This window comes from Halomonas sp. 707D4, from assembly GCF_024158685.1.
Taxonomy (GTDB): Bacteria; Pseudomonadota; Gammaproteobacteria; order Pseudomonadales; family Halomonadaceae; genus Vreelandella.
The window spans coordinates 1-1,551 of sequence record NZ_JAMZBD010000617.1; the positions used below are offsets into that span (position 1 = coordinate 1).

Annotated in this window: 3 protein-coding genes; 1 reads left to right on the forward strand and 2 read right to left on the reverse strand. The window is 66.9% G+C overall.

Going from position 1 to position 1,551, the window contains the following annotated elements:
* Nucleotides 1–318, reverse strand: a 318-nt coding sequence (locus BIS11_RS17225; protein WP_253586676.1) for a prolipoprotein diacylglyceryl transferase, incomplete at its 3' end; no start/stop codon positions are given.
* Between the two features lie 52 nt (nucleotides 319–370).
* Nucleotides 371–1,168 (reverse strand): sulfite exporter TauE/SafE family protein, encoded by a 798-nt coding sequence (locus BIS11_RS17230; protein ID WP_253424571.1) that lies wholly within the window; start codon nucleotides 1,166–1,168, stop codon nucleotides 371–373.
* A gap of 219 nt (nucleotides 1,169–1,387) precedes the next feature.
* Between BIS11_RS17230 and BIS11_RS17235 the strand changes: the two genes are divergently transcribed.
* A partial coding sequence (locus BIS11_RS17235; RefSeq protein ID WP_253586677.1) for an NRDE family protein occupies nucleotides 1,388–1,551 on the forward strand: 164 nt, incomplete at its 3' end.

A 1,551-nucleotide genomic window follows, 5' to 3' on the forward strand; every position in this document is an offset into this window, starting at 1 on the left:
GGCCAGCAGCACGCCGATCAGCCCGCCATGAAAGCTCATGCCGCCATCCCAGACGCGGAAGACCCATAGCGGGTCGGCGGCCCACTGCCCCAGGCCGTAGAAGAAGGCGTAGCCCAGGCGACCACCTGCCACCACACCAATGGCACAGTAGAACAGCAGATCGCTGATGTCGTCGTTGGTCAGCCCGATGCGCGAGGCGCGCTTGCAGCCGAGCCACCAGGCGGCCACGAAGCCCACCACGTACATCAGGCCATACCAGTGCACCTGTAAAGGCCCGAGGGAAATTGCCACGGGGTCAATCGCGGGATAGTTGATCATCAGCCGTCTCTATGTAAGCGAACCAGTAATGGCGGTGGGCGAGCCTGGCGTTTCAGCCGAGCACGAAACGCAACCCGACCACGGCCAGCAGCAGCGCAAAGGATAACCGCAATACGCGCGCTGGCAAGACGTGGGCGAGCTTGACGCCTAAGCGGGCGAAGGGGACGCTCGCCAGCACGATGCCGAAGAATGCCGGCCACATGACGAACCCCGTGGCCCAGGCGGGAAGCAAGGGATTGCCCCACCCCACCACCACGAAGGTGAGCGCGCCCACCAGGGCGATGGGCAGCCCGCAGGCCGCCGAGGTGCCCACGGCCTGGGTCATGGTGGCGCCGCAGCGCGAAAGCCAGGGTACGGTCATCGCCCCACCGCCGATCCCGAACAGCGCCGAGATCGCCCCGACCACGCCGCCGGCAAGGGTCATGGCGACCCTGCCCGGCGCCAGACTGCCGGGCCTGGGCTTGAGCCCGAACACCATCTTGGCGGCCAGCAGCAGCACGAATACGCCGAACAGCGTACCCAGTACCGTGCCGGAGAGATTGCCCGCGATGAACACGCCCCCGATGGCACCGAGCATCAACCCCGGCAGCAGCGCCAGGAACCACCCCTTGTGGATGCTGCCCTTGCGGTAATGGCCGAGCGTGGACGACGCCCCGGTGACCACGATAGTGGCCAGCGACGTGCCCACCGCCAGGTGCATGGCGATCTCCGGCGCCACGCCTTGAAGATCGAAGGCGAACACCAGCGCCGGCACGATGATCAGCCCACCGCCGACGCCGAACAGCCCCGCCATGGTACCGGCGGCCGCCCCGAGTGCCAGGTAGCCGAACAGGGTGAGGGCGATACTCATGGCGCGAGGTTCTCCGCTGGCAGAAAAGTGACAGGGACGTACGTGACAGAGTCGCACGTGACAGAGTCGTACATGAAAGGGGCGCCGGGTTCGGGAAGGCATTGCATGGTCGGCTGATCCGTGGCTGCATGGTCGATATCGCCTCAGATGATACCATCAACCCTTACCGAGAGCGCGGGCATGTTGCCCGCCCCGCCACGCAACAGAGCCACGACGACCATGTGTCTGATCACCTTCGCCTGGCAGCCCGGCAGCGCCACGCCCTTGAAGCTCGCCGGCAACCGCGATGAGTTCCACGCCCGCCCGACCGCGCCGCTCGACTACTGGCAGGACGTGCCCGGGCTTCTCGGCGGGCGCGACCTGCTGGCCGGCGGCACCTGGCT